At 37.2% G+C, this 6,000-nt stretch carries 5 protein-coding genes; 1 reads left to right on the forward strand and 4 read right to left on the reverse strand.

Annotated features, from left to right (window positions below; genetic code table 11):
* Positions 1-38: 38 nt before the first annotated feature.
* Together sthA and Q4489_RS02800 are read right to left on the reverse strand one after the other, a co-directional pair.
* Positions 39-1,466 (reverse strand): Si-specific NAD(P)(+) transhydrogenase, encoded by a 1,428-nt coding sequence (gene sthA, locus Q4489_RS02795; RefSeq protein ID WP_303476776.1) that lies wholly within the window; start codon positions 1,464-1,466, stop codon positions 39-41.
* Between the two features lie 99 nt (positions 1,467-1,565).
* Positions 1,566-2,684 carry a fatty acid desaturase gene (locus tag Q4489_RS02800; RefSeq protein WP_303476778.1) on the reverse strand — a complete coding sequence of 373 codons (1,119 nt, stop codon included), beginning with the start codon at positions 2,682-2,684 and terminating at the stop codon, positions 1,566-1,568.
* Between the two features lie 207 nt (positions 2,685-2,891).
* On the opposite strand from Q4489_RS02800, the gene fabR reads away from it, so the two are divergent.
* A complete protein-coding gene (gene fabR / locus Q4489_RS02805; RefSeq protein WP_303476781.1) occupies positions 2,892-3,524 on the forward strand; it encodes an HTH-type transcriptional repressor FabR in 633 nt (210 codons plus the stop codon).
* 1 nt (position 3,525) lies between these two features.
* Here the strand turns inward: fabR and trmA are convergent, their stop codons facing one another.
* Complete coding sequence (gene trmA, locus Q4489_RS02810) at positions 3,526-4,620, reverse strand: tRNA (uridine(54)-C5)-methyltransferase TrmA (RefSeq protein ID WP_303476784.1); 1,095 nt, start codon at positions 4,618-4,620, stop codon at positions 3,526-3,528.
* Positions 4,621-4,988: 368 nt separating this feature from the next.
* A complete protein-coding gene (locus tag Q4489_RS02815; protein ID WP_303476787.1) occupies positions 4,989-5,429 on the reverse strand; it encodes an RNA-binding protein in 441 nt (146 codons plus the stop codon).
* Positions 5,430-6,000: the final 571 nt, after the last annotated feature.

Consider the following 6,000-nt stretch of genomic DNA (forward strand, 5'->3'; position numbering starts at 1 on the left):
CCCTTTTTTTGACTCATTTTTTCGTCTTTGAAAAAATGTTAAAAAAGTCGGTTAAGACCATTTAACGCGGCAACTCGGAATGCTTCAGCCATGGTTGGATAGTTAAAGGTAGTATTTACAAAATATTCTATCGTATTGCCTTTACCTTTTTGCTGCATAATTGCTTGGCCAATGTGAATAATTTCCGCAGCATTCTCGCCAAAACAATGAATGCCGAGAATTTCTTTGGTTTCACGGTGAAATAAGATTTTTAGTGAGCCGACTAAACTGTTAGCAATTTGTGCTCTTGCTAAATGTTTAAACTGCGAGCGACCTACTTCATAAGGAATTTTAGCTTCAGTGAGTTCTTGTTCTGTTTTGCCCACTGAACTGATTTCAGGGATGGTGTAGATACCCGTTGGAATATCAGCAATAAGTTTCGCTGTGCTTTTGTTGTCCATCATGGCATATGCTGCTAGTCGACCCTGATCGTAAGCTGCACTGGCTAAACTTGGATAACCAATGACATCGCCAACGGCGTAAATATTATCTACGCTAGTTTGATAAAGATCATTGACTTTTAATTGACCGCGACCGTCTGCTTTTAAACCAGCATTCTCTAATTGTAAGGCTGCGGTATTACCCGTACGACCATTGGCCCATAATAAACAGTCAGCCTTCATTTTTTTACCTGACTCTAGGTTTACAATGACATGGTCATCGGTAGCGTCAACACTTTTGATTTGCTCTCCGTGTCTTATGACGACACCGTTGTTCCAAAAATGATAACTTAACGCATCAGACATTTCGTCATCTAAAAAGGACAGTAAGCGATCTCGGGTATTCACCAAATCGACTTTTACACTCAGCCCTCTAAAAATCGAGGCGTACTCACTTCCTATAACACCTGCGCCATAAATAATTACCGAACGAGGATCATGTTTAAGCGATAAAATAGTGTCTGAATCGTATACTCTTGGATGATTGAAGTCGATATCATCAGGTCGATATGGATGTGATCCGGTTGCAATGACTATTTGTTTAGCGGTAATCGTTTCTATAGAACCATCAGGCTTAATGATTTTTAAGGTGTGTTTATCAACGAAAGAAGCTTCACCAACAATATGTTCCACGCGATTTCTATCATAAAAACCACTACGTAGTTGTACTTGCTTACGGATGACGGCGGAAGCGTGACTTAGAATATCGGAAAAGGTCAGGTGTTTTGCTTTTTCATGTTGTCTAAACAGGGGGTTCGAATTGTATTCGATGAGCCGAGAAACGCTTTGTCTGAGTGCTTTAGACGGGATTGTTCCCCAGTGAGTACATCCACCGCCAACTTCTTTATAACGCTCGACGATTGCGACACGTTTATTTTTTTTGGCAAGCTCCATAGAGGTACCTTCGCCACCTGGGCCTGTACCTATTATAATGGCGTCAAAATCAAAATGTATTTTATTGCTTTTAGAGGGAGTACTTTTAGCCAAAAGGGTTACCTTAATTCCTGCTGATAATCGAAAATTTTAGCAGGAATTAAGAGGTAGGTAAATTTATTGCTTTGAAATTAGGCTTTGGTAACTTGTTATTTATGCAACTTTTTCTAGAAAAAATTGCCAGCTACGTTGTTGTTGTTGAAAGTTAAACTTAATTTCTTTATAGCGTAGTAATAATTCAGATTTTTCCACGTCTGCAATAATCTGTTCTCTTTTGCTTAAAAGTACCTGTTTTTTTACCTCGTAAAAAGCATTCAGCTTGACGATTAAATGGTCGTACTCTTGTTGTAATCGTTCGAGTAGTTGGTCTGCGTTAGGGTGAGCTGCAAGCTTTAATTGTTTACGCTTTAGCTCCATTGAAACACGTGCTTTTATTATTTTGTCTTCTGGGCTTACGCGTAATTTCTTCGTTAAGTTTAAGTACTCACAACCTTTTATTAACCATTTTGTTGGATCAAATTGCCACCAACGAATGCCATTACGATAATCATTCTCAAAGTTATGATGGAAATTGTGGTAGCCCTCACCAAAGGTGAACAATGCGATTAAGCCATTATCTCTAGCAGTGTTTTTTTCGCTGTAGGTTTGTTTGCCCCAAATGTGTGCCAACGAGTTTATGAAAAACGTTGTATGATGACTTAATACCAATCTAAAAAAGCCGATAAGTAATAAACTACTGATCACATCACCGTGCCAAAGGCCAAATAACAAAGGAATACCAATATTGGTTAATAGCACAAGCGGTAAATAGTATTTGTGTTGCCACATCACGATAGCATCTTTTTGTAAGTCTCTTACATTGTCGTAATCGTTATACCGATGAGACTGATATTCTCGTAACATCCAGCCTATGTGTGAAAACCAAAAGCCACGTTTAGCGGAATATGGATCAACATCATTTTTATCAACATGTTTATGGTGAACGCGATGATCTGATGACCAATGTAATGCACTATTTTGTAGGGCAAATGCACCACCAATTGCATAAATGAGTCTTAATGACCAATGTGCTTGGTAGGTTTTATGTGACCATAATCGATGGTAACCAGCCGTGATAGACATTCCGCAATAACAAAAACACGCCACAGCCATTAATATTTCGGCTGCATCAAAACCATGAGTTAAGGCTCGATAAGGAACGGCAATGGCTGCAAATAAAAAGGTGATGACAAAAACGGCTACATTGAGCCAAATAATCTTAGGTTTCTTCATTAATCGCTCGATTAATTTAATTTCAGTGTACAAGTGTAAGCTATTTTAAATTTCCTTCATCTATAGTCAAGTATTGTTTTAATAAGTGTTGAATATAAATTGTTCAATTTTTAAGTGTACATGTGTATGTATTTGTTTATTAGAAATTTCCCCTGCGTGAACTATTTGAGTATTATAGTGTAATGTATGTCAGAACAATGAATCAGTATGAGTGGTATTCGAGCACAACAAAAAGAAAAAACACGCCGGCTGATTATTAATGCCGCGTTAAATCAATTAAGTGCAGAGCGTAGTTTTTCTAATTTAAGCCTACGAGAAGTAGCTAAAGAATCGGGCTTAGCACCTACTTCTTTTTATCGGCACTTTTCAGATATGGACGAACTTGGCTTAACCTTGGTAGACGAAGCCGGACTTACCCTTAGACAATTAATGCGACAAGCACGTCAACGAATTGAAAAGGGGGGATCAGTGATTCAAATATCCGTGTTAACCTTCATGGAATTTATAGAGAATAACGGTAATATTTTCCGACTTTTACTCCGGGAACGTTCCGGTACGTCGCCAGCATTTCGTGCTGCTGTAAATCGTGAAATTAGCTATTTTACATTAGAATTATGTGACTATTTACAACAAGCCAACCGACTTGATGCTGAAATAGCATATTTACAAGCAAACGCTGCGGTTACTATTGTGTTTAGCGCTGGATCAGATGCCCTAGATGCCGATAGCAAAGAGCGCGAGCTTTTATCAGAACGAACGATTCACCAACTACGTTTTATTGCTCGTGGCGCTATGGAGCTCGCTAACCGCATAGAGAACACTAAATCTGAGCAAACATAAACTATTTCCGCGTTAAAATAACCCCCGTTTCTATGTGGTGGGTATATGGAAATTGGTCAAACAACGCCATCTTTTCAATATAATGTGTTTTAGTTAATTGTTTTAAGTTATCAGCTAGTGTTTCTGGGTTACACGAAATATATATAATAGTATTAAAACGACTCACTAATTCGACACTATCGGGGTCAAGGCCTGCACGAGGTGGGTCAACTAACACTGTTTCATACTGATAGCTTGTTAGGTCTAAGTCAGCTAATCGACGGAATGATTTTTCACCGTTCATTGCTTGGCTAAATTCTTCACTCGACATGCGAATAATTTCAACATTAGCTAATTGGTTATCTTCAATATTTTTTTGTGCAGACTTGACTGATGTTTTAGAAATCTCAGTACCTAGTACTCGATCAAAGTTTTCTGCTAGCGCAATACTAAAATTGCCGTTACCGCAATATAGTTCTACTAAATCGCTGCCTTTTTCTTTGGTCTCATTTTGTGCCCAAGTAAGCATTTTTTCATTGACGCCTGCATTAGGTTGCGTAAAACTATTTTCAATTTGCTGATAAACATATTGTTTATTATTCACAGACAGACGTTCATTAACATAATCTTTTTCAACAATCACTTTTTGTTTACGAGCACGACCAATAAAATCAATCGGACAAATAGAAGATAACCGTTGTTTCAATTGTTTACATTCTTCATGCCAGTTCTCATCTAGCTGCTTGTGATATAACAAGCTTATAACAGCCTCACCACTTAGGGTTGTGAGAAAATCAACTTGAAATAACTTTCGGCGTAACGTTTCATTGTGACGAATATCGTCAAGTAGGGCTTTCATCAAGGTGTTAATTAATTCACTAGCAACTGGAAAAGTGTCAACACGATATTTTTGTTTAGTCTGTTGATTAAACATTATATAGAAGAGATCGTCTCCTTCATGCCATACACGAAATTCGGCACGTTGACGATAATGTAAAGGCTCTGAACTAAACACTTCAAATTCAACGGATGAAAAGGGGCGAAAAAGCTCAGTCATTTTAACGGTCTTTTCAGTAAGTTGTGCTTGGTATAGTTCTGGATCAATATGACTAAACATGATGTGCCTTAATAGTGAACGTACTTAAAAAGCGCAAAGTGTAGCGCGCCTTGTCGCTTTGTCTAGTATTAGTGCCTTTTTTCTTTAGGCTTAAGCTTTAAACAGTGTGAATGTTGTCGGTTAATGATGCTGAAAATAGGTGCTATTTATACTACGGCTAAGAATAACGCTCTACACATCATTATTGAAAGACTTAAGAATACTCTTTATATCGGGTATTTAGATTGAAATAGGCTGTTAACAGAAAAGAATACGAGTTAACAATTGAATTGCTGTTATTGCTTCTCAGGTAAATTAAGTGAATTTAATAAAAAGAAAGTCGCTGTTTATAAGCGACTTTCTGAACGTACCTATATTATAGGTGCGTGTTATTCGTCGTCGTTTTGTTTTTCAGGCCTTTCTTTCGCTTCTCTTACTTTCAGTGTTCTTTGTTGGAACTCTGAATCATTAAGTTGTTTAATAGCGCCATCTGCATCATTCGATGCCATTTCAACAAAACCAAAGCCTCGTCGTTTGCCTGTGTGTTTGTCTTTCATTAATCTAACAGAGTGCACCTTACCGTATTCTGAAAAAAGTGCTCTTACTGCACCCTCATTTGCTCTATAGGGTAAATTGCCAACATAAAGTGTTTTTACGTCGCCTGTTACACTATCAGTACTTTCAGAACCTAAAAAGCCAGTTAAGATTGAGCACACAAATGCAATAGCAGCAACAATTGCTGGGTTAAGTTCTATACTGATAGCAATAAAGTAAACAACAATAGCAAGTACTATTGCCGCCACTATCTGTGTAGTTTTCGGAGAAGTCATATAAAGATTACCTAATTATTATTTTTAAAATACAAATTTTTAATTGCAATTACATGTTACCGAGCTTTTCTTATTGTGCAACTGATAAGCGTAATAAATGCCCTGTTTTTTAATCAAGTTATAGTATAAAAATACAAAATTGGCCTTTTGAGAGAGTTTTTTCTACAAATATAGCGATAAATACAGCAGTTTGCTTATAAAACCTGCAAACAAACAAAATAATGCAAAAAGTACTTGATCCATTTCAGAAGATCTCTACAATGCGCTCCACTTCTCGGGGACAAGCCAAGAAGCGGTTTTGAACAGGTTTTTTACTTCATTGAGGCAAAAAACATCAACACAAAAAATTATTTAAAAAGTTAAATAAAAAGTGTTGACATCAAAACTGAGATGCGTAAAATGCGCATCCGCTCTCAAGGGTAAAGCCACACGGCAGCAACCTAAGAGCCCATTGATAAACGAATGAGATTTATCAATATATTCGTAAGAATAGTTCTTTAACAATTAGTTATCATGCAATTTGTGTGGGCACTCACAGTGATGATGTTTTACCAGTAACTTAGGTTACAAA

The sequence above is a fragment of the Thalassotalea sp. 1_MG-2023 genome (assembly GCF_030546745.1).
Classification (GTDB): domain Bacteria; phylum Pseudomonadota; class Gammaproteobacteria; order Enterobacterales; family Alteromonadaceae; genus Thalassotalea_C.